Source organism: Stenotrophomonas sp. 10N36, assembly GCF_056395005.1.
Genome location: NZ_JBFTIS010000008.1, coordinates 48,125 through 68,591, shown reverse-complemented (window position 1 = coordinate 68,591; position 20,467 = coordinate 48,125). Strand labels below are relative to the sequence as shown.

At 68.5% G+C, this 20,467-nt stretch carries 19 protein-coding genes; 5 read left to right on the top strand and 14 right to left on the bottom strand.

All coding sequences use genetic code 11. The annotated features are described in order from the left end of the window. Positions 1-8 precede the first annotated feature (8 nt). Positions 9-1,514, bottom strand: coding sequence for a CoA-acylating methylmalonate-semialdehyde dehydrogenase (locus AC1DCJ_RS09980; RefSeq protein ID WP_448135051.1), 1,506 nt, complete (start codon positions 1,512-1,514; stop codon positions 9-11). A 111-nt stretch (positions 1,515-1,625) separates the two neighbouring features. On the opposite strand from AC1DCJ_RS09980, the gene AC1DCJ_RS09975 reads away from it, so the two are divergent. Then, the gene (locus AC1DCJ_RS09975) at positions 1,626-2,996 is read left to right on the top strand and encodes a helix-turn-helix domain-containing protein (RefSeq protein WP_478070899.1); all 1,371 of its coding nucleotides are present in this window, start codon (positions 1,626-1,628) and stop codon (positions 2,994-2,996) included. A 426-nt stretch (positions 2,997-3,422) separates the two neighbouring features. On the opposite strand, the gene AC1DCJ_RS09970 is transcribed toward AC1DCJ_RS09975, so the two are convergent. From AC1DCJ_RS09970 to AC1DCJ_RS09910, 13 genes are all read right to left on the bottom strand, one after another. Continuing rightward, positions 3,423-3,860, bottom strand: a complete 438-nt coding sequence (locus AC1DCJ_RS09970) for a hypothetical protein (RefSeq protein WP_478070848.1) — start codon at positions 3,858-3,860, stop codon at positions 3,423-3,425. A 231-nt stretch (positions 3,861-4,091) separates the two neighbouring features. Continuing rightward, on the bottom strand, positions 4,092-5,987 hold the full coding sequence (locus AC1DCJ_RS09965; protein WP_478070847.1) for an RpoH suppressor: 1,896 nt from the start codon (positions 5,985-5,987) through the stop codon (positions 4,092-4,094). Between the two features lie 148 nt (positions 5,988-6,135). Next, on the bottom strand, positions 6,136-6,672 hold the full coding sequence (locus tag AC1DCJ_RS09960; RefSeq protein ID WP_478070846.1) for a lipocalin family protein: 537 nt from the start codon (positions 6,670-6,672) through the stop codon (positions 6,136-6,138). A 25-nt stretch (positions 6,673-6,697) separates the two neighbouring features. Further along, positions 6,698-7,771 (bottom strand): cyclopropane-fatty-acyl-phospholipid synthase family protein, encoded by a 1,074-nt coding sequence (locus AC1DCJ_RS09955; RefSeq protein WP_478070845.1) that lies wholly within the window; start codon positions 7,769-7,771, stop codon positions 6,698-6,700. Continuing rightward, on the bottom strand, positions 7,768-8,565 hold the full coding sequence (locus AC1DCJ_RS09950) for a DUF1295 domain-containing protein (RefSeq protein WP_478070844.1): 798 nt from the start codon (positions 8,563-8,565) through the stop codon (positions 7,768-7,770). Before AC1DCJ_RS09950 ends, AC1DCJ_RS09955 begins: the two co-directional genes overlap by 4 nt. After that, positions 8,562-9,116 (bottom strand): DUF2878 domain-containing protein, encoded by a 555-nt coding sequence (locus AC1DCJ_RS09945; RefSeq protein WP_478070843.1) that lies wholly within the window; start codon positions 9,114-9,116, stop codon positions 8,562-8,564. The genes AC1DCJ_RS09950 and AC1DCJ_RS09945 overlap by 4 nt, the downstream gene beginning before the upstream one ends. A gap of 1 nt (position 9,117) precedes the next feature. Then, on the bottom strand, positions 9,118-10,374 hold the full coding sequence (locus AC1DCJ_RS09940) for a class I SAM-dependent methyltransferase (protein ID WP_478070842.1): 1,257 nt from the start codon (positions 10,372-10,374) through the stop codon (positions 9,118-9,120). Then, on the bottom strand, positions 10,367-11,137 hold the full coding sequence (locus AC1DCJ_RS09935; RefSeq protein ID WP_478070841.1) for a DUF1365 domain-containing protein: 771 nt from the start codon (positions 11,135-11,137) through the stop codon (positions 10,367-10,369). The genes AC1DCJ_RS09940 and AC1DCJ_RS09935 overlap by 8 nt, the downstream gene beginning before the upstream one ends. Continuing rightward, the gene (locus AC1DCJ_RS09930) at positions 11,134-12,414 is read right to left on the bottom strand and encodes an NAD(P)/FAD-dependent oxidoreductase (protein WP_314405015.1); all 1,281 of its coding nucleotides are present in this window, start codon (positions 12,412-12,414) and stop codon (positions 11,134-11,136) included. Before AC1DCJ_RS09930 ends, AC1DCJ_RS09935 begins: the two co-directional genes overlap by 4 nt. A 1-nt stretch (position 12,415) precedes the next feature. After that, positions 12,416-13,375, bottom strand: coding sequence for an acyl-CoA desaturase (locus tag AC1DCJ_RS09925; RefSeq protein WP_141058186.1), 960 nt, complete (start codon positions 13,373-13,375; stop codon positions 12,416-12,418). 379 nt (positions 13,376-13,754) lie between these two features. Then, positions 13,755-14,540, bottom strand: coding sequence for an anti-sigma factor (locus tag AC1DCJ_RS09920; protein ID WP_320491684.1), 786 nt, complete (start codon positions 14,538-14,540; stop codon positions 13,755-13,757). After that, positions 14,537-15,106, bottom strand: a complete 570-nt coding sequence (locus AC1DCJ_RS09915) for a sigma-70 family RNA polymerase sigma factor (protein ID WP_478070840.1) — start codon at positions 15,104-15,106, stop codon at positions 14,537-14,539. The genes AC1DCJ_RS09920 and AC1DCJ_RS09915 overlap by 4 nt, the downstream gene beginning before the upstream one ends. 70 nt (positions 15,107-15,176) lie before the next feature. Then, positions 15,177-15,953, bottom strand: coding sequence for a hypothetical protein (locus AC1DCJ_RS09910; protein ID WP_478070839.1), 777 nt, complete (start codon positions 15,951-15,953; stop codon positions 15,177-15,179). Between the two features lie 153 nt (positions 15,954-16,106). Here AC1DCJ_RS09910 and pnuC point away from each other — a divergent pair, with 153 nt between their 5' ends. The 4 genes from pnuC to AC1DCJ_RS09890 all read left to right on the top strand — a co-directional run bounded on the left by pnuC (position 16,107) and on the right by AC1DCJ_RS09890 (position 20,396). Then, a complete protein-coding gene (gene pnuC / locus AC1DCJ_RS09905) occupies positions 16,107-16,703 on the top strand; it encodes a nicotinamide riboside transporter PnuC (protein ID WP_314402972.1) in 597 nt (198 codons plus the stop codon). Continuing rightward, positions 16,696-17,763 carry an AAA family ATPase gene (locus tag AC1DCJ_RS09900; protein WP_478070838.1) on the top strand — a complete coding sequence of 356 codons (1,068 nt, stop codon included), beginning with the start codon at positions 16,696-16,698 and terminating at the stop codon, positions 17,761-17,763. The genes pnuC and AC1DCJ_RS09900 overlap by 8 nt, the downstream gene beginning before the upstream one ends. A gap of 72 nt (positions 17,764-17,835) precedes the next feature. After that, positions 17,836-18,891 (top strand): bifunctional nicotinamide-nucleotide adenylyltransferase/Nudix hydroxylase, encoded by a 1,056-nt coding sequence (locus AC1DCJ_RS09895; RefSeq protein ID WP_102100650.1) that lies wholly within the window; start codon positions 17,836-17,838, stop codon positions 18,889-18,891. A 62-nt stretch (positions 18,892-18,953) separates the two neighbouring features. After that, entirely contained in the window at positions 18,954-20,396 is a 1,443-nt protein-coding gene (locus AC1DCJ_RS09890; RefSeq protein WP_478070837.1) for a nicotinate phosphoribosyltransferase, read from the top strand. The last annotated feature ends 71 nt before the right edge of the window (positions 20,397-20,467 follow it).

Below are 20,467 nucleotides of genomic sequence, written 5' to 3'. Positions count from 1 at the left end.
GCTGTTGCTTACTTCAGGCTGATGGTGGTGTTGACGCCATGACCCAGCGTCTCGTCATCGAACCAGCGCGAGGTGATGGTCTTGGTCTGGGTGTAGAACATCACCACCTGCTTGCCGTACGGGCCCAGGTCGCCGAGCTTGGAGGCACGCGAGCCGGTGAACGAGAACAGCGGCACCGGCACCGGGATCGGCACGTTGATGCCGACCTGGCCGACGTCGATGTCTTCCTGGAACTTGCGGGCGGCCGCGCCGGACTGGGTGAACAGCGCGGTGCCGTTGCCGTTGGGGTTGGCGTTGATCAGTGCGATGGCATCTTCCAGGGTGTCCGCTTCCAGGATCACCAGCACCGGCCCGAAGATTTCCTCGTCGTACACGCGCATCCCCGGCGTCACGCCGGCGAAGATGGTCGGACCAACGAAGTTGCCCTTCTCGAAGCCATCGACCTGCGGGTTGCGGCCATCGAGCACCAGCTTGGCGCCCTGCTCCACGCCCGAGGCGATCAGGCCTTCGACACGCTCACGCGCGGCGCAGGAGATCACCGGACCGACATCGGTACCGGCGACACTGCCGCCGCTGACCTTCAGCGTCTTGGCCTTGGCCACCAAGTCCGGCACCCACTCGCGTGCTTCGCCGACCAGCACCAGGGTGGAGGCGGCCATGCAGCGCTGGCCGGCCGCACCGAAGGCGGCACCGACCATCGCGTTGAGGCTCTGTTCCTTGTTCGCATCCGGCAGCACCACGGCGTGGTTCTTGGCGCCCATCATGCACTGCACGCGCTTGCCGGCCAGCGAGGCGCGGTTGTACACGTGGGTGCCGACGCGGGTGGAACCGACGAACGAAACAGCCTTGATATCCGGGTGATCGCAGATGGCATTAACCACCTCTTCGCCGCCGTGCACGACGTTGAGCACGCCCTTGGGAATGCCGGCTTCCAGCGCCAGTTCGACCAGGCGCATGGTGACCATCGGGTCCTGCTCGGACGGCTTGAGGATGAAGGTGTTGCCGGTGGCGATGGCCATCGGGAACATCCACAGCGGAATCATCGCCGGGAAGTTGAACGGGGTGATGCCCGCGCACACGCCCAGCGGCTGCAGCAGGGTGTAGGTGTCCACGCCGTTGGCCACGTTGTTGGCCAGTTCGCCCAGCTGCAGGTTGCCGATGGCGGCCGCGTGCTCGACCACTTCCAGGCCACGGAACACATCGCCTTCGGCATCCGGCACGGTCTTGCCCTGCTCGGCGCTGAGGATGTGGGCCAGCTCGCTCATGTGCTCGCGGATCAGCTGCTGGTACTTCAGGAAGATGCGCGCGCGGGTGCCGATCGGGGTCTTGCGCCAGGTCTTGAAGGCTTCCTTGGCCGAGGCGACGGCGGCGTCGACCTCGCCTACGGTGGCAAACGGGACCTGGGCCAGGACGTCCTGGGTGGCCGGGTTGACCACGTTCTGCCAGTGCGAGCTGGCCGATTCGATGAACTGGCCATCGATCAACATGCGGATACGGGGCGCTGCAACGGTCATGGACAATCCCGGGGGCTCGAAAGTTGTTGGCATTATTCACAGGGCCATCCTCGATTTCCGGGCTGTATACGCTTAATCTGGCCAATGCCCGCTACGATTCTTGTGAATTCTGTGAATAGCCAGCCCACTCATCGTCAGATCGGCCTGCGCCTGCTGAAGCTGCGGGAGCAGCGCGGCTACAGCCAGGTTGAGCTGGCCCGGGCGCTGGGGCTGTCGGCCAGCTACCTGAACCAGATGGAGCGCAACAAGCGCCCGCTGACGCCGGCGGTGCAGCAGAAGCTACGCGAGGTGTTGGGCGACGTTTCCGGGCTGTTCGACGTGGATGAGCCCGGCGCGTTGCAGGAAGCGTTGGGCGAGACCCTGCGCGACCTGGGCCTGGCCGATGTCAGCAGCACCGAACTGCGCGCGATGGCGGGCAACCTGCCGCAGATCAGCCGTGCCCTGCTCGACCTGCACCGCCGCCACCTGATGCTGCGCGAGCATGCCGCCGCGCTGGAGTTCCAGCTGGGCGACGTGCATGCCGGGCAGGCGCTGCCCGCCGGCGACCAGGTGCGCGACTTCTTCAACCGCATGCACAACCACATCCCCGAGCTGGACGACCTGGCCGAGCAGCTGTTCGGGGAGTGGGGGCTGGTGGCCGGGCACGTGGCGCCGCGGCTGCGCCAGCTGCTGGCCGACCGCCACGGGGTGCTGGTGGAGGTGGCGCCGCTGCAGGCCGGTCGCGAGAAGCGGGTCTACGACGGGGGTAGCCGCACGCTGTGGCTGCCTGACTACCTGGAGCCGGGCCAGCAGGCGTTCCAGATGGCCGCCGAGCTGGCGCTGCTGGGCTATGCGGCGCAGATCGATGCGGTGGTCGCGCGCGCCGGCTTCCGCGAACCGGAGCAGATCGCGCAGGCGCGGATCGGCATGTCCAACTACTTCGCCGGCGCGCTGGTGATGCCGTATGCGCAGTTCCTGCGTGCGGCCGAGCACAGCAGTTATGACATCGATGCGCTGGCGCACCGCTTCGGGGTGGGCTTCGAAGCGGTGTGCCACCGGCTGAGCACGCTGGCGCGGCGCAGTGCGCCGGGGCTGCCGTTCTTCTTCATCCGCGTGGACCGCGCCGGCAATGTGTCCAAGCGGCACTCGGCTACCGACTTCCACTTCTCGCAGGTGGGCGGGTCGTGCCCGCTGTGGATCGTGTACGAGGCGTTCAACCAGCCGGGCCGGGTACTGACCCAGACCGCACGCATGCCCGACGGGCGCCGCCATTTCTGGTTGGCGCGGCAGGTGAGCAGCGGCCCGATCGGGCACGGGCAACCGCGTAAAACCTTCGCAGTGGCGTTGGGCTGCGACCTGCAGCATGCCGAACGGCTGATTTACTCGCGCGGCCTGGACATCCAGAGCCCGGGCAACTCGGTCTCCATCGGCCCGGGTTGCCGCGTGTGCCCGCGCGAAGATTGCATGCAACGCGCATTCGCGCAGCTACCAGGCCGCGGGTAGCGTCGACCGTTGGTCGACGTGCATCCGGCGCCAGGAATGTTCGACCTACGGAGGTAGAGTCGACCGTTGGTCGACTTGCGTCCGACACCAGGAATGTTTGACCCCACGGAGGTAGAGTCGACCGTTGGTCGACTTGCGTCCGGCGCCGGGAATGTTCGACTCCGATGCGAAGGGCAGCCGACCAACGGTCGGCTCTACCTCTGATGCCGGCAATGTTTGACCCCGATGCGGGTAGAGTCGACCGTTGGTCGAATTGCATCCAGCGCCGGCAATGTTTGCCCCCAGCGCAGGTAGAGTCGACCGTTGGTCGACTTGCGTCCGACACCGGGAATGTTCGATGCGAAAGGCAGCCGACCAACGGTCGGCTCTACCGGGCGTGTGCAATTGGTCAGGGTGGGATTGCGTGCAATCCATCGGCGTCGATCGCTAATCCCAGAACACCGAAAAGACCTGGAAACCCTCGGCCGGCACAGGTGCCGCGGCATGCTGGCCGTACGGCCAGCCTACACTGGCGCCGTCCGATTCCAGACCGTCCAGCCATGACAGCACGGTGGGTTCGTCAGCGGAGGTGAGGATGTGGATGTTCTCCGCTGCCGGCCACTCGGTGTCGTCTTCCAGTGCCATGCCCCAGTCCTGGTGCAGGCCGACATACACACCCTGTACGTCCGGGCGCGCGGCGATGGCCTGGAAGCGTGCGTGCAGCTCGCGGATGGGCGGGCGCCCGAACTCCCATTGGTTCGGTGCGATCGATTCCTCCTGGTCATTGCCCGTGAAATAGGCATCCAGCGGGACCACCGGCAGGTGGTCGGGGTCGAGTGCGTCGAGGTGTTCGAGTGTCTGCAGCAAGGCCGTGCGTGGGGTCATGCGGTTCCATCCTGTGAGAGCGGTGCGCTAAAGAGCATAAATGAGGGGTGCCGACCGTTGGGGGCCATCGCGATGGTTGTGGTTGATGGGCAGCCGACCAACGGTCGGCTCTACCGGACATGTCACGTTTCATGCGCAGCCGACCAACGGTCGGCTCTACCGGTGGCTGAGCGGGCGGCAATACGGGGAAGGCGACGTTTTGTGCGTTGCCCGGCCTGCGTCCCTCCCGGCTCAGTAAATCGGCGTGACCTTCATCTGCGGCAGCGGGCGCGGTGCGCCGTCGGTGAGGTCGGGGCCGAGGTCTTCCCAGGCCTGGCCCTGCTCGACCATCAGCCGCCACAGCTGCTGGGATGCGCGCCGCTTGTCCTCCGAGCCCAGCCGGTACGACGGCGGCGGCGGTTCGCCGGTGGCCACGCTCTGGTACGCATCACGCCAGGCGGCCACGCGCTGCGCGGGATCGTCGGTGCGGGCGATCTCCAGCGTGTAACGCTGATAGGCGGAGGCCAGGTTGCGCCAGCGGATCCAGTAGTGGTTCTGGAAGGAGAACCCGCAGAAGCGTTCGCCCGCCACGCTGCCCTTGGCGGCGATGCGGCTCAGCACGTCCTGCGGCATGTCCAGGTTCATGCCACCTTCGTCGCCCTGCAGCGACACGTGCACGATGCGGTCGCGATACCCCGGTGCGCGGGCCTGCAGCACGTCGCGCCAGTTCTGCATGGTCGACACGATCGAGAACAGGAAGCCGGACATCTCCGCGGCCGCCAGCGGCCGCGCAATGGCGTGGTAGCTGCGCTGCCAGCCCTGACGGTTCTCGGTGGGCAGGAACACCGCCTGTTCAAGCTGCGCCTGCACGCCATGCCTGCCGGCGTCCAGCACGCTCACCGCATCGGCATGGCGCGGATACACCAGATTGATGCCGAACGTGGGCCAGCGCGGCAACGCCGCGTCGAACAGGTGGATGGGGAAATTGCTGCTGATGCCCCCATCGGAGAACCAGCACACCCGGAAGGCGGTGATCACCGGGCCACAGTTCTGGCCGCCGCTGGTCAGGCCTTCCATGCTGTCGGCGACGTTGCTGTTGTCGTGCGGTGCGGACGCCTCCGGCTGCGGATCACAGCGCCGCTCGCGACGCGCCGGCTCGTGCAGCGGCACCGCGCTGATCAACAGCGGGAAACTCAGGCTCATGCGCGTGGCCACCAGTACCGGCAGCTGATCGCCATCGACCAGGCGGTAATACGCGCGACCATCGACCTGTTCGGGCGCGCCGGCCTGGGCCACCAGCCACTCCACCACACTGGCCGGGAACAACTGCGCGAACTCGTCGCGCAGGAACCAGAAATGCGCCGCATTGAACGGCAACGTGCGCGGCTCGGTATGCGACACGCAGGTGGTGATCATCTGCAGGCTGATGGCCTGCGCGCCGGCCGGCTCGCCGGGGTACCGCGGGGCCTGGTGCAGGTCGCCGAAGGTGAGCGGCTGGCCCGGCGGTTTGCCCGACAGCGCCTGCAGGCGGTCATGCAGCCAGTCGGTCAGGGCCGGGGTGGCGGCGTCGGCCTGGGTGCTGCCATTGCACAGCCCGAGCAGGTTGCGCCGCGCCACCCGCGCCACCCGCAGCGCCGACGCCAGCACGCCGGCGCCGTAGGCGCACAGCAACGACGGCAGCAGCGTCGCCCACACCCCCGCCACGCCGCCGGCCAGCCAGCCGATGCCGAGCAGGCCGATCAACGCCGCCAGCAGTTCCAGCGGCGCGATGGCGAATACGGCGGCCAGCAGGCAGGCGATCTTGCGCGGCACGCTGGATTTGCCGGTGAGCATCACCAGCAGGCGGTAGGCAGTGCGCGCGCCGTGCGCGGGCTGGAACAGGCTGTAGATGAAGCCGCGCGTGGACAGTTGCGCCGACACCGCCGACAGGCCGGGGAAACCCACCTGTGCGTCCACCGCCTCGCCGGCGTGGCGGCGGCGATCCCCCAGTGCCGCCGCCGCGGCCACCGCCGCGGCAATCGCCCCGGCCGAGGTGCCGCCGATGTTCTTGAAGCGGTATTCGCGCGCCAGCGACAGCACCGCGTTGGGATACACGATGCCGCTGGTGATCCCGCCCTTCATGACCAGATCGCAGTACTTGTCCGCCACGCCCGACTCCTCGCGTCCGCCTGCCCATGCGCGGCCGATCCGCGCAGGCCCCGCAGGCATCCCGGCCAGGGGCCGGCACCCAACGGGCTGATAACGACAGTATCGCCCGGGGCCTTCTCACGGCCTGAGAAGCACGGCACGGAACGCCTTACTCGGGTTTGGTACCCGACTGCGGCACGCGGCGCACCTGCGACAGGTCGTAGCCCAGCGCGGCCAGCCGGGTCATGGCGGCGGTGTAATCGGCCTCCGGAATGGTCGGGGTGCGCGCCATCAACCACATGTAGTCGCGCTTGCTGCGCCCCACGATGGTCTGCTGGTAGCCGTCGTCCAGGTACACGATCACGTACTCGGCCTGGATCGGCCAGATGAACTGCATGCCCCACTCGGCACCGTTGGTGCCAGGCTTGACCTTGCCGATCGGGTGCATGGTCTTCACCGGCGCATCGAAGCTGCCCTTGCGGTAGCGGAAGGTGGTCTGGATGCGTCCATCCGGGCGCAGCGCGTAGGACTCCACCGCATCGAACGCCTCGCGCTCGGGGCGGCTGGGGATATGGGCGATCACATACCAGTCGCCCATGAAGCGCGGCACGTCCACGTGTGCCACGGGCGGGATGGGACGGGTATTGCCGCTGCAGCCCAGCATCAGGCTGGCCAGCAACAGGGGAGCGAGGGCGCGGTAAGGCATGGCAGGATCCTCATGGCAGGCGGGGTCACGGGCGGTCGAACAGGTAGTGGGCCACCTGCCATTGCTGGCCGTTCTGGTAGCCGAACAGCTCGGCGCAGGCCATCCAGAACATGCGCCAGCGTTGTGCCCACAACGCCGCCGAGGGTGCGCCGTAGCACTGGCGCATGATCTCCAGCACCGCGTCGCGGTTCTGGTCCTGGTTGGCCAGCCAATGGTTGGCGGTGCGCTCGTAGTGCGTGCCGTCCAGCAGCCAACGCTGCTGCAGCTGCAGGTGCTGCTGGAAGCACAGCAGGGTGTCGGCCGCAGGCATCAGGCCGCCGGTGAAGAAGTGCCGGCCCATCCAGTTGTCGTCGCCCTCGGTCTCAAAGGGGTACATGAGCGTGCGGTGGACGAAGATGTGCACGAACAGCTTGCCCTGCGGACGCAGCCAGCCATGGATGCGCTGCAGCAGCTGCCGGTAGTTGCGCATGTGCTCGAACATCTCGATCGACACGCAGCGGTCGAAGGCGGCCGCATCGAGCACCAGGGTATTGGCATCGCGGGTCAGCACGGTGACGTTGTCCAGCCCGCGCAGGCGGCACTGCGCCTGGATGTGCTCGCGCTGGCTGTTGGAATTGGACACCGCGGTGATGCGGGCGTTGGGGTAATGCTCGGCCATCCACAACGTCAGCGAGCCCCAGCCGCAGCCCAGTTCCAGGATGTCCTGGCCATCGGCCAGCTGTGCGCGCTGGCCGTACAGGGCGAGCATGGCCTCTTCGGCCTGGTCCAGCGTTTCGCTGCCGGTGGGGTAGTAGCAGCTGCTGTATTTCAGCCGCTTGCCCAGGCACAGTTCGAAGAAGCCGGCCGGCACTTCGTAGTGCTGGCGGTTGGCCGCGTCCACGTGCAGGGCCACCGCGCTCTGCGACAGTTCGGCGATGCGCGCGGCAAAGCGCTGCGACTGCGCCTGCTGGCCACCGGCCAGTTCCTCGCGCAGGCGTGCCTCGCATTGGCGGCGGATGCCCAGGCGCAGCAACGCGTCGGGCAGCAGGCCGCGCTCGGCCAGGCCGGTCAGGCCCGGCGCGTGGTCAGGCGCGGGCAGGTAGTCACTGGCGACATTCACGGGGACGGCTCCTTGCGGGTATTCGATGAGCGGGAGGGAAACCACGGGAACAGCATCGGCGTGGTGTGCTGGTAGTCGCGGTAGTCCTCGCCACGACTGCGCAGTGCCTGGGCCTCGGTGAAGGGAATGCCGCTGACCCAGCGCAGGAACACGTACATCACCACCGGGCCGGACCAGGCCAGCCACCACAGCGGCGAATGCACGGCCAGCAGCACGTAGGTGAACCAGTGCAGCCATTCGAAGAAGTAGTTGGGGTGCCGCGAGTAACGCCACAGCCCGTCGCGGCAGGTTTTGCCCTTGTTGCCGGGGTCGGCGCGGAAACGTGCCAGCTGGCGGTCGGCCAGCGCTTCGCCGCCCACGCTGAGCAGCCAGACCGCGATGGCGGCCAGGATCCAGCGCAGGTCATCGGGCTGGGGGTTGTGCGCGACCGCAACGAACGGCAACGCGAACAGCACGATCAGCCCCGCCTGGAACTGGAAGAAGCCGAAGATCTTGCCCTGGTGCCCGTTCCAGTGGGCGCGCAGGTGCTGGTAGCGGCCGTCCTCGGGTTCGCTGCGCACGCGGTGCCACAGATGCAGCGCCAGCCGCGATCCCCACAGCCCGCCGAGCACCGCCAGGGCGATGCGCGGTGCCGGTGCGCCGCTGCCCAGCACGGCCAGCAGCAGGGCCGACGCGCCCACGCCCTTGGCCCACAGCACATCGACCACGCCGATGTTCTGGTGACGGCGCTGCCACCACCAGCCCCAGCTCATGATCAACGCGGCGTATAGCCATACCCACCACAGCAACTTCATGCGTGTTCTCCCGCTCTATCAGAAAGGGCGTGCGACGTGCGCTGCCAATGACGTGCGCACGCGGCTAGCACCGGCAGCGCCAGCGACCAGCCAAGGCCAAGCAGCAGCACGCCCTGCCAGCGTGGCGCAGCGAAACTCACCGCCGACCAGCCACGCGCCGCCGACAGATAGGCCAGTGGTGCCAGCAGCAGCCCGACCAGGGCGGCGATGCGCAGGTGCTTCTGCAGCACCGCAAACGACACCGGCAGGGTCATCGCGAACGCCGCCCACAAGGCCAGGATCCACACCGGGGCCACCCACGCCGGGCCATTGCCGGCCGCGTACTGCACCCAGCCCGAGCCACCGGCCAGGCCGTCCACCAGCAGGCCGCACAGCAGCGCCACGCCCAGCAGGCGCAGTTCCACGCCGGGCTGCGGCGACAGCGCCAGCTGGCTGCCCACGTACACACCGGCGGCCAGCAGCGCGGGCCAGCGCAGGCCGTGCCCGGCGCCGACCACCGCGCACAGCCACACCAGCTGGTTGCCGATCACGTTGGCCCAGAAGCGCACCATCTCAGCCGCCTTCGCCGTGCGCGGCGGGCCGGTACCCCGGGCGCGCCATCAGCAGGTGCGACACGCCGATGGAGCGTTCCAGGAAGCCGCCTTCGCAATAGGCCAGGTAGAACTCCCACAGGCGGATGAAGCGTTCGTCGAAGCCCTGCGCGCGCACCGCCGGCAGCTGCGCCAGGAAGCGTTGCCGCCAGGCGCGCAGGGTGAGCGCGTAGGACGTGCCGAAATCATGCTGGCCAATCAGCTGCAGGTCGCTGCTGCGGGTCTTGGCCGCCATGATCGCGTTGATCGAGGGAATGAAGCTGCCGGGAAACACGAAGCGCTTGATGTAGTCCACGCTGCGCCGCGCCTGTTCGTAGCGCTGGTCTTCGATGGTGATGGCCTGCAGCAGCGCCAGGCCGTTGGGCTTGAGCAGGCGGGTGAGCGTGTCGAAATAGGTGTCCAGGTACTGCGCACCGATGGCCTCGATCATCTCGATGGAGACCAGCTTGTCGTACTGGCCGTCCAGATCGCGGTAGTCCTTCAGCAGAAGCGTGACCTTGTCCTGCAGGCCGGCCGCTTCCACGCGCGCCTTGGCCAGGGTGTACTGCTCCACCGAGATGGTGGTGGTGGTGACGTGGCAGCCGATCTCGCCGGCCGCGTACAACGCGAACCCACCCCAGCCGGTGCCGATCTCCACCACGTGGTCGCCCGGCTGCAGCTGCAGCTGCGCGCAGATGCGTGCCAGCTTGCGCCGCGAGGCATTTTCCAGCGAGTCCGCCGGGCTGGCATACAGCGCCGAGGAGTACATCAGGTCCGGCGACAGGAACAGCGAGAAGAACGGATTGCCCAGGTCGTAATGCGCGGCGATGTTGCGGCGGCTGCCTTCGCGGGTATTGCGGCGCAGCCGGTTCCAACCCTTCAGCAGCCAGCCGCCGACGCGCGCCACGCCGCGCTCCATGCCGTCGAGCAGGTCGCGGTTGCGCACCAGCAGCTGCACCAGCGCCACCAGGTCGCTGCAGTGCCAGTCGCCACGGATGTAGGACTCGCCCGCGCCCACGCTGCCCTGGGCCGCCACGGCCCGGTAGAAAGCGGGGTCATCCACCCACACGCTGACGCGCAGGGTGGCCGCCGGATCGCCCAGCAGCACATCGCCGGTGGCATCACGCAGCTGCAGGCAGCCGCCGCTCAGGGGCGCCAGCTGGGCCAGCAGGCGATCGCGCAGGAAGCGCTCCAGCGCCGTGGGCGTCAGCAGCGCAACCGGGCGGGTCATGTCATTCATGGGCGTTTCCTGCAAGCGAAGGGTGGTCATGGATGGGGGTGCGCTTGAGCCACAGGCGCAGTGCCTGCCAGTGGATGGCGGCCACCACCTGGACGGTCATCAGCGGGAAGCGCAGCAGCACGCCGGCCAGGCTGCGCGCGGTGATCGGGTGGCGGTGCAGCACCAGATCGGCGTCGAACTGGCGTACGCCGGCGCGCCACACCTGCATGTGCACATGCAGGTCGTCACCGGGCGCGGTGAAGCGCCAGCGGTAGTGGCAGTCCATGGCCATGAAGGGCGATACATGGAACTGCTTGTCGAATTCCCAGGCCAGCGCGCGGCCGCTGGCATCGGCGGCGGCCACCGGCAGCACGTAGGCGTGCCGCTCCTTCCACGGGGTGTTGGTGATCTCGGCCACGATGCAGTCCAGCGTGCGGCCATCGTCGGCGTAGCAGTAGTAGAAGCTGACCGGGTTGAACACGTGGCCGGCGTAACGCAGGTGGGTGAGCAGGCGGATCGGGCCGTGGGGTGCGCGGCCCAATGCCGCAGTGATGCGCGCGCGTACCGCGTCGGCCAGCGGTTGCTCCGGGTCGCCGAGGTAGTCGCTGCGGCGGAATTCGGCCAGGTTGCGGCGTCCCACCGACCACAGCCAGCGCCGCGCGAACAGCGTGTCGATCTCGTCCAGGTCCAGCAGCAGCTGCGCCACCGGGTAACCGAACGCATGCGGGTGCGGGGCATGGCGGCGGTGGCGCATGCGGCCACGGTAAAGGGCGCTGGCGCTCATGCCGGTTGCGCCTCGGCCAGCGGCCAGTACGACTCGGCGTCCAGCGCCTGCAGCGCATCGACCACGCGCCGTGCACTGCGGATACCGTCTTCGTGGAAGCCCCAGCCCCAGTACGCGCCGGCAAACCAGGTGCGGCGCTGGCCCTGGATCTCGGCCCAGCGCTGCTGCGCCGCCACCATCGCGTGGTCATGTACCGGGTGCGCGTAGTGCAGCGTGCGCAGCACCTTGGCCGGGTCGATGGCGGCTGTGCGGTTCAAGGTGACCACCAGCGGGGTGGGCGTATCGATGCCCTGCAGCTGGTTCATCAGATAGCTGACCGTGCAGGGCGCCAGCGGGTTGGCCGGTACGTGCGCGTTCCACGCGGCCCAGGCCTTGCGGTTGCGCGGCAGCAGGCGCGCGTCGGTATGCAGCACCACTTCGTTGGGCTGGTAGCGGATCGCACCGAGCACGCTGCGTTCGGTGCGGTCGGCATCGGACAGCAGCGCCAGGGCCTGGTCGCTGTGACAGGCCAGCACCATCTGGTCGAAGCCTTCCAGGCCGGCTGCGCTGTGCACGCGCACCCCATGTTCGTGGCGCTCCACGCCGAACACGCGGCAATCCAGTCGTTCGCGTACCTGCCACCGCCGCCGCATCGCGTCGATGTAGCGCGCCGAGCCGCCCTGCACCACCCGCCACGGTGCGCGACCACTCACCTGCAGCATCTGGTGGTTGGCCATGAACTGCGCCAGGTAGCGCGCCGGGAAGGCCTCCAGGCTGGCGGTGGGCGAGGACCACAGCGCCGAGGCCATGGGCAGCAGGTGCTCGTCGATGAAGGTGCGCCCATAGTGGCCGGCGCGCAGGTAGTCCCCCAGTGAAGGCCCTGCATCGTCGCCGTGCAGCAACGCCGGCGCCTCGCGGTAGAAGCGGCGCAGGTCGCCGAGCATGCCCCAGAACCGCGGGGAGACCAGGTTGCGACGCTGGCAGAACAGCCCGTCCAGCGAGGTGGCGTTGTACTCCAGCCCGCTGCGCTCGCTATGCACCGAAAAGCTCATGGTGGTGGGCTGGGAGGCCACGTTGAGCTCGTCGAACAGCGCGGTGAGCAGTGGGTAGTGCTGCGGGTTGAACACGATGAAGCCGGTGTCCACCGCGTGGCTGGCGCCGTCCACCTGCACCTGATGGGTGTGGGTGTGGCCGCCCAGGTAGTCGTTGGCCTCGAACAGCGTCACTTCGTGCTGCTGGCTCAGCCACCAGGCACTGGCCAGGCCGGCGATGCCCGATCCGATCACGGCGATACGCATGTCAGTGCTCCGCCTTGGCCAGCACCCAGGCCGGCACGGGTTTGAGGTCGCGCACCAGGCCCAGCGCCGCCATCAGCCGCAGGCCGTACCAGGTCACATCGATCTCCCACCAGTAGAAGCCCTGGCGCGCGGTGCCGGGGAAGAAGTGGTGGTTGTTGTGCCAGCCCTCGCCGAAGGTGAGCAGCGCAAGCCACAGGTTGTTGCGGCTGTCGTCACCGGTGTTGAACCGCTGGCGGCCGAAACGGTGCGCCAGCGAGTTGATGGTGACCGTGGCGTGGAACAGCACCACGGTGGAGATGAAGAAGCCCCACACCAGCATCTGCCCGCCGCTGGTGCCCCAGGACGGCGCGACGTGTTCGAGCAGCGCGCCCAGGCCGAACAGGGCGGCGGCCAGCGCGATCGGCACCAGCGTGTCGAAGCGGTCCAGCCAGCGCAGTTCCGGGTACTTGGCCAGGTCGGGGATGCGGTCCCAGCGGGTGCGGAAGCCATCGGTGGTGAGGAACCAGCCCATGTGGCTCCACCAGAAGCCGTGCACGCCAGGCGAGTGCGGATCGGCGGCGGTGTCGGTATGGCGATGGTGGGTGCGGTGGTGGGCGGCCCACCACAGCGGGCCGCGCTGCACGCTGGCCGCGCCGATCACCGCGAACACGAACTGCACCGCGCGCGAGGTGCGGAAGGTGCGGTGCGAGAAGTAGCGGTGGTAGAAGGCGGTGATGGCGAACATCCGCACGGCATACAACGCCACCGCAACGCCGACGGCCACCCAGGAGACCCCCACCCAGATCACCGCCAGGCAGGCCAGGTGCATGGCCGCGAACGGGATCGCACGCAGCCAGTCCACGCGCTGCGCCGCTTCGTCGGCCACCGCCGTCCCGGCGCTGGTATCGAACCAGCGCCGCACGGTGGCCATCAGGCCACGGCGGGCCGTGCGGGGTGCTGCAGTGGCGGGTCCGGCCGACATATCGCGTATCTCCTGGCGTGCTTGTCAGGAGATACGGGAGTCAGGCCCATCCGGATGCACGGATCCGGAAAAAAAGGTTCTTCGCCCATCTGCGGGGCAGGCAGAAACGTGCCTTGACGCATTTCAGGGGCAGCGCCCGACCCACCGACAGCCAGGAAAAAGCGTGGCTTCCCCAACCTGTACCGCGAGCCGAGCCCCGTAGCAGCCGGTAGGCTCCTGGGCAAAATAAAGGAGGGGGCCGCCCCGCGGCCGGGGGACATTTACGCCAGGGGCCTACCGGCTGCTACGGGGCCCTCACGCGCGCGACCGCCCCGATCGGGCACGCCAGCCGATCCAATCTGCGCCTTCTCTCAAATGGGAGAAGAAACAAAAATGCGCGTTACAGGGTGGCGATGTCGCCCTTGGCGATGATCGGCCCGGTCGGGATGCCCTGCGGCGCACCGCTGGACGGTTCCAGCGTGATGGCCAGCACAGAGCCGTTCACCAGCGCCTCACGCAGCGCGTCCGGCACGGTCACCGTATGGGCGCGGTTGATGGACACCAGGCCCAGCGAACGCGGCGCGCCGCCAGCCGGGATCAGCCACAGTTCCGGGGCGCGTCCGGCCGCGTCGGCGGCAGCCGGCACCGGCACCATCAGCACCTTGCCCTGGGCCTTGTCCACCGAGGCCAACCAGCCTGGCGTGCCGTCGTCGTGCAGCAGCGGGGTGACCGGCTTGGTCGCCTGCTCCGGTTCGGACGGGGTAGGCGGCGGGGTCGGGGTGACCGCCACCGGGGGTGCAACCGGGGCCACCGGTTCCAGCTGGCCGCGGCTGAACACCGCCACCAGCGCCACCACAGCGGCCAGGGCGGTCATGCCCTGCCAGAACCCGGTGCGCTGCCAGGCGCGCGGCGCGCTGGCACCGACCGCGGGCCAGCCCAGCGCGGTACGGATGCGCGGCCACACGTGGGCTGGCACCGCTTCACTGCCCAGCGCGTCCAGCATGGGCGCCAGGCGGTTTTCCCACTGGCTCACCAGCCGGGCAAAGCCGGGGTCGTTGGCGATGCGCTGCTCGGCCTCGCTGCGCTGGGCGGCATCAAGCACGCCCAGCACGTATTCGCCGGCCAGGATGTCGGCGCTGGGCGGTTGCCCGTCGTCATGCAGGTCATGGAGGTCGCGGATGTTCATCGTTCCAGGCACACCCGCAGTTGGCCCAGGCCGCGGCGGATCCAGCTTTTCACCGAGCCCAGGGGCGAGCCGATCCGGCGCGCCAGTTCCTCATAGCTGGCCCCGTCCAGGAACGCCAGCCGGATCAGCGAACGGCGGCGCGGTTCCAGCGTGTCCAGGCAGTCGTCCAGGCGCTGCTGATCGGAGGCCTGTTCGGCCACCTGGGCAGGCTGCGGGGCGAAATCGGGAATTTCATCGGCCACCGACAGGTCGTCCAGCGGGCGCGGTGGCGCCGCGCGCAGGCGGTCGATCGCGCGGTTGCGCGCCATCATCGACAGCCAGGTCATGGCCGCCGCCTTGGCGCGATCAAACTGTGCCGCCTTGTGCCAGACGCTGGTGAAGACATCCTGCAACACCTCTTCGGCGTCGCTGCGGTCGCGCAGGACATGCAGGCAGATCGCGAACAGGCGCCCGGACGCCAGCTGATACACCGACTCGAAGGCCTGGCGGTCGCCGCTGGCAACCCGGACCAGCAGGTCGTCAAGGCGCCGTGCGGCACCCGTATCGGCAAGCTCCAGCTCAGGCATCGCAGGCTCAACGTCGGCAGGAAGACAGCCCGCATCGTCGTCGCTGCGCGCGCAGGGCGCAAGGGGGGACTCATCCGGCGCATGTGGCCACCAGCGGCTGCTGCCGTGCGGCGCTTAGTTCGGCGGCAGTCGCCGCGACCGGCTCGGCAGGGAATTCGACGCGCACCTGCGGGTAGCGCCCCTGCGCATCGCGCACGTTGCCGGTGCCGCTGAACTGCAGCAGGCGCGGGCTGTTGCGCGCATACACCAGGGTGACCGCCGGGACCGCGAAGCCGAACCAGGCATCCAGCCGCATCTGCAGCTGGTCGGCCGGCTGGCCCTGCCAAGTGACCGCCGCGCTGCGCTGCAGTTTCAGCGGCACCAGCCGCTGGCGGCTGGGCAGCAGGAACTGGAACGCCACCGGGCGCCCGGCCTGCAGGGCGTCCCAGTGGCCCAGCACCGCGGCGTCGAAACCGGCGTCGACCACCGCATCGGGCGGGATGGCGATGGCACGGCTGACCCGGTCAGCGCGCGCGTCTTCACGCACATACACGGTACGGGCCGTGGTGCTGCCCTGCAGGCCTTCCTGGTAGCCGTTGCGCCCATCCTCGAAGGCGAAGTCGGGGGTCTGCGGGCTGCCCTGCGGGGTCATCCACTTGCGCGCGAAGGCGCGGCCGTCGGCGCAGCGGTACAGCACCAGCCGCGATCGGGTCGCCGCCGGCCCCTGCAGCCAGTGGGTCTCGCGGTACAGCAGACGGCCATCGGCCGGCGCGTAGGCTCGCCCTTCCTGGCGCAGCACCTGCTGGGCCGCCGCCGGCAATACCGGGCACAGCAGCAGCACCAGGGACGGTATGAGGGATCGGCGCATGCCCGGCTCCATGTGGGGGTCACCAGCAGATACGCAGCCAGCGCCGCGGCGGATGCACTGCGGGCGGCGGGTAAACTGGGCGGCTTGTCACCTGCCCCTGAAGAACCCGATGCCGACGCCCACGCTGCGTTCCCCTGCCACCGACGCAGCCGCATGACCAGTGCACTGGAAATTGCCGCCAACCTCACCGTGGCTGCCTCGATCCTGCTGGCCGGGCGCAACAGCGTGCATACCTGGTGGACCGGCATCATCGGCTGCAGCCTGTTCGGCCTGGTGTTCTACGAGGCGCGCCTGTACGCCGACGTGGTGCTGCAGGGCGTGTTCGTGCTCACCAGCGTGATCGGCTGGTGGCAGTGGCTGCGCGGCGACCACGGGCATGCGCTGCCGATCAGCCGGGTACAGCTGCGCACGCTGGGCTGGATGCTGCCGGCAGCGGTGCTGGCCAGCGTTGGCTACGGCCTGCTGCTGCATACCTGGACCGACGCCTACGCGCCGTTCCTGGATTCGGCCGTGCTGGTGCTGAGCGTGGTGGCGCAGCTGTTGATGATGCGTCGCAAGCTGGATTCGTGGTGGTTCTGGCTGCTGGTCAACAGCATCGCCATTCCGCTGTACGCCAGCCGCGGGCTGCACCTCACCGCAGTGCTGTATGCCGTGTTCTGGATCAACGCGCTGGTTTCGCTGCGGCACTGGCGGCGGTTGATGCGCGAACAGGCCGCCGCCATCGCAGCGGCCGATGCCGCGCATGGGTGAGCGTTTCGCCACCGGGCTGGTGGTGGGCAAGTTCAGCCCGCTGCACCGTGGTCACCAGGCCCTGATCGACCATGCGCTGAGCCGCTGCGACAGCGTGCTGCTGCTCAGCTGGAGCCAGCCGGAACTGCCCGGTTGTGATGCCGACCGGCGCGAGGCCTGGCTGCAGGCGCTCTACCCGCAGGTAGCCCGGCTGGTGCTCGACGAGGCGCGGTTGGCAGCACACTGCGCCCGACAGGGCGTGCCGATGCGCGCGCTGCCGAACAACACCGACGACGACGCCACGCAGCGCGCGTTCGTGGCCTGGGTGTGCAGCACGCTGTGGCAGCGTCGGGTGGATGCGGTGTTCACCAGCGAGGCGTACGGCGACGGATTCGCGGCCGCCCTGCAACGCCATTTCAGTACGCAGGCGGGCGTGCACTGGCCGGTGGCGCATGTGTGCCTGGACCCGGCCCGCAGCCGGGTGCCGGTATCAGGCACGGCGCTGCGGCGCGATCCGCATGCCCTGCGCGGCTTCCTCGACCCGCGCGTGTACGCCAGTTTCGTCGGCCGCATCGCCCTGCTCGGCGGCGAGTCCAGCGGCAAGACCACGCTCGCCGCCGCACTGGCCGCGCAGCTGCAGACCGTCTGGGCCGCCGAGTTCGGGCGTGAGCATTGGGAGGCGCGCGGTGGCGCGCTCGACTACGACGACCTGCTGCACATCGCCCAGGTGCAGGTAGCGCGCGAGGACACGCTGGCCGTACAGGCCAACCGCTGGCTGGTCTGCGATACCACGCCGCTGACCACGCTGCTGTATTGCCTGTCCATGTTCGAACGCGCCGAACCGGCACTGCATGCGCTGGCGCAGCGGCGCTACACCCACCTGTTCCTGTGCGCCCCGGATTTTCCGTTCGTGCAGGACGGCACCCGTCGCGACGACGCCTTCCGGCACGCGCAACACCGCGCCTACCTGCAGGCACTGGACGCGCGCGGCATGCCGTTCACCCTGCTGGCCGGTCCGCTGCAGCAGCGCGTGGCGCAGGTAATGACAGCGCTGGATGAACCACGCGGAGCAGGATGTTGACGACGTAGGACAGAGGAGTAGCATTGGCACCAGCCAAGGGATAGACCCACGGCACCTGCAACGACATGGGGGATTCTCATGGAATACGACTATCTGGTTTTCATTGGGCGTTTCGAGCCCTTCCATAACGGCCATGCCGCCGTTGCCCGCCTCGCACTGAGCCGGGCCAAGAAGCTGATCTTTCTGGTCGGGTCTGCCGATACCCCCCGCAGCCTCCGCAACCCCTGGACCGTGGCCGAACGCGCCGTGATGATCCAGGCCGCGCTTGAAGGTGCGGGCGAACGCCTGCTGATCCGTCCGCTGAAGGACCACCTGTACAACGAAGCACAGTGGATCGCCGGCGTGCAGCGCACGGTGGCCGATGCGGTGCGTGCCGACGGGCATGCGGGCGATGCGAAGATCGGCCTGGTCGGCATGGACAAGGATGATTCGAGCTACTACCTGCGCGAGTTCCCGCAGTGGCCGCTGGTGGATGTGCAGCACACCGAGACGTTGTCGGCCACCGAACTGCGCCGCTACTTGTTTGAAGCCGGCAGCGTGGATTTCCACGGTGCGCTGCTGATGCTGCGCGGGAACGTGCCGGCGCCGGTGTACGCCATGCTCGAAGCGTTCCGCAAGAGTGGTCCGGCCTACGCCCAGTTGGTGGCCGAGTACCAGTTCATCGAGCAGTACAAGGCCGCCTGGAAAGACGCACCGTATGCGCCCACGTTCGTCACCACCGATGCGGTGGTGGTGCATTCGGGCCACGTGCTGCTGGTGCGTCGCCGTGCCGAGCCCGGCAAGGGCCTGTGGGCGTTGCCGGGTGGCTTCGTCGGCCAGCAGCAGGGCCTGCTCGACAGCTGCCTGCGCGAACTGCGCGAAGAGACCCGGTTGAAGATTCCCGCGCCGGTGCTCAAGGGCTCGCTCAAGGGCCAGCATGTGTTCGACCACCCCGAGCGCAGCCAGCGCGGCCGCACCATCACCCACGCCTTCCACTTCGATTTCCCCGCCGGCGAACTGCCGGCCGTGCGCGGCGGCGACGATGCCGACAAGGCGCGCTGGATCCCGGTCAGCGAAGCGCTGGACATGGGCCCCAAGCTTTACGAAGACCACCTGCACATTCTGGAGTTCTTCCTGGGCCGGGGCTGATCCCGGCTTTCCCGCCGGCGGATAGACCGCCGGTGTCACCCGACGCGAAGGAGCTTCCCGTCATGCATTACCTCGACAATCTTCTCCTCAACACCGACAGCTACAAGGCCAGCCACTGGCTGCAGTATCCGCCGGGCACCGACGCCACCTTCTTCTACGTGGAGTCGCGCGGTGGCCACTACGACCGCACGCTGTTCTTCGGTCTGCAGGCGATCCTGAAGGACTACCTGGCCAAGCCGATCACCCACGCCGACATCGACGTGGCGCGCGATCTCTTCGCCGCCCACGGCGAGCCCTTCAACGAGGCCGGCTGGCGCTACATCGTCGATACGCACGGGGGCCTGATGCCGATCCGCATCCGCGCCGTGCCTGAGGGCAGCGTGGTGCCGGTGCACAACGCGCTGATGACGATCGAATCGACCGATCCGCAGGCGTTCTGGGTACCGTCGTATCTTGAAACGATGCTGCTGCGCGTGTGGTACCCGGTCACGGTGGCCACCACCAGCTGGCACGCCAAGCAGACGATCCGCCAGTACCTGGAGCGCACCAGCGACGACCCGGAAGGCCAGTTGCCGTTCAAGCTGCACGACTTCGGCAGCCGCGGCGTGTCGAGCCTGGAATCGGCCGCCATCGGCGGTGCGGCGCACCTGGTCAACTTCCTCGGCACCGACACCGTCTCGGCCCTGCTGTTCGCCCGCGCCTTCTACCACGAGGCCATGGCCGGCTATTCCATCCCGGCGGCCGAGCACAGCACGATCACCAGCTGGGGCCGCGACAACGAGGTGGAGGCCTACCGCAACATGCTGGCCCGCTTCGCCACGCCTGGCGCGCTGGTAGCCGTGGTCTCGGACAGCTACGACATCTTCCACGCGATCACCCGGCACTGGGGCACCACCCTGCGCCAGCAGGTGATCGACTCGGGCGCCACCGTGGTGATCCGCCCGGATTCCGGCGACCCGGTGGCGGTGGTGCTGCAGTGCCTACAGCTGCTCGATGAGGCCTTCGGCCACGTGGTCAACGGCAAGGGCTACAAGGTGCTCAACCACGTGCGCGTGATCCAGGGTGACGGCGTCAACCCGACCAGCATCGGCCAGATCCTGGCCAGCATCACCGCCGCCGGCTACGCCGCCGACAACGTCGCCTTCGGCATGGGCGGTGCATTGCTGCAGCGGCTGGACCGCGACACCCAGAAGTTCGCGCTGAAGTGCTCGGCCGCGCGCGTGGACGGGAAGTGGATCGACGTCTACAAGGACCCGGTGACCGACAGTGGCAAGCAAAGCAAGCGCGGCCGCATGCGCCTGCTGCGCCATCGCGAGTACGGCCAGTTCCGGACGGTGTCGGTGCCGGCCGACGCGGAATCGCTGACAGCCGCCGCGCTGCCGCTGGGCTACGAGGATGCGATGGTCACGGTCTGGGAGAACGGCCGGTTGCTGCAGGACGATACGTTGGCCGCGATCCGCAGCCGGGCCGATGATGCGCGGTTGAGCGATACATCGAATCGATGACCACCGTCCCGCGGGCGTGACCGCGTCCGCTTTCGCCTGCGTGAAATTCAGCGAGCATCACAGGCGAGGCC

What these genes read in the sequence shown, in the direction of transcription:
- AC1DCJ_RS09945 (WP_478070843.1), bottom strand. Translation starts at nt 9,116, where the DNA reads ATGGTGCGCTTCTGGGCCAACGTGATCGGCAACCAGCTGGTGTGGCTG.
- AC1DCJ_RS09950 (WP_478070844.1), bottom strand. Translation starts at nt 8,565, where the DNA reads ATGAAGTTGCTGTGGTGGGTATGGCTATACGCCGCGTTGATCATGAGC.
- AC1DCJ_RS09960 (WP_478070846.1), bottom strand. Translation starts at nt 6,672, where the DNA reads ATGCCTTACCGCGCCCTCGCTCCCCTGTTGCTGGCCAGCCTGATGCTG.
- AC1DCJ_RS09900 (WP_478070838.1), top strand. Translation starts at nt 16,696, where the DNA reads ATGGGTGAGCGTTTCGCCACCGGGCTGGTGGTGGGCAAGTTCAGCCCG.
- AC1DCJ_RS09920 (WP_320491684.1), bottom strand. Translation starts at nt 14,540, where the DNA reads ATGAACATCCGCGACCTCCATGACCTGCATGACGACGGGCAACCGCCC.
- AC1DCJ_RS09925 (WP_141058186.1), bottom strand. Translation starts at nt 13,375, where the DNA reads ATGTCGGCCGGACCCGCCACTGCAGCACCCCGCACGGCCCGCCGTGGC.
- AC1DCJ_RS09910 (WP_478070839.1), bottom strand. Translation starts at nt 15,953, where the DNA reads ATGCGCCGATCCCTCATACCGTCCCTGGTGCTGCTGCTGTGCCCGGTA.
- AC1DCJ_RS09970 (WP_478070848.1), bottom strand. Translation starts at nt 3,860, where the DNA reads ATGACCCCACGCACGGCCTTGCTGCAGACACTCGAACACCTCGACGCA.
- AC1DCJ_RS09940 (WP_478070842.1), bottom strand. Translation starts at nt 10,374, where the DNA reads ATGAATGACATGACCCGCCCGGTTGCGCTGCTGACGCCCACGGCGCTG.
- AC1DCJ_RS09935 (WP_478070841.1), bottom strand. Translation starts at nt 11,137, where the DNA reads ATGAGCGCCAGCGCCCTTTACCGTGGCCGCATGCGCCACCGCCGCCAT.
- AC1DCJ_RS09890 (WP_478070837.1), top strand. Translation starts at nt 18,954, where the DNA reads ATGCATTACCTCGACAATCTTCTCCTCAACACCGACAGCTACAAGGCC.
- AC1DCJ_RS09915 (WP_478070840.1), bottom strand. Translation starts at nt 15,106, where the DNA reads ATGCCTGAGCTGGAGCTTGCCGATACGGGTGCCGCACGGCGCCTTGAC.
- AC1DCJ_RS09930 (WP_314405015.1), bottom strand. Translation starts at nt 12,414, where the DNA reads ATGCGTATCGCCGTGATCGGATCGGGCATCGCCGGCCTGGCCAGTGCC.
- AC1DCJ_RS09980 (WP_448135051.1), bottom strand. Translation starts at nt 1,514, where the DNA reads ATGACCGTTGCAGCGCCCCGTATCCGCATGTTGATCGATGGCCAGTTC.
- pnuC (WP_314402972.1), top strand. Translation starts at nt 16,107, where the DNA reads ATGACCAGTGCACTGGAAATTGCCGCCAACCTCACCGTGGCTGCCTCG.